Source organism: Pollutimonas rozaliensis, from assembly GCF_048751585.1.
Classification (GTDB): Bacteria; Pseudomonadota; Gammaproteobacteria; order Burkholderiales; family Burkholderiaceae_B.
In genome coordinates, this window is the sequence record NZ_JAZHOB010000216.1 from 1 (window position 1) to 259 (window position 259).

Annotated in this window: 1 protein-coding gene; it reads right to left on the minus strand. The window is 58.7% G+C overall.

The genetic code is table 11. The features are described 5' to 3' along the window. Positions 1-259, minus strand: a 259-nt coding sequence (locus V0R37_RS22635) for an Hsp70 family protein (RefSeq protein WP_420376628.1), incomplete at both ends; no start/stop codon positions are given.

Consider the following 259-nt stretch of genomic DNA (forward strand, 5'->3'; position numbering starts at 1 on the left):
TCGAAATCTTCACCGCCCAGGAAGGTGTCACCGTTGGTGGCCAGTACTTCGAACTGGGTTTCACCATCGACATCGGCAACTTCGATGATGGAGATATCGAAGGTACCGCCGCCCAGGTCGTAGACCGCGATGGTCTTGTCACCACGAGACTTGTCCATGCCGTAGGCAAGCGCTGCGGCAGTCGGCTCGTTGATGATGCGCTTGACGTCCAGACCGGCAATACGGCCCGCATCTTTGGTGGCCTGACGCTGGCTGTCGT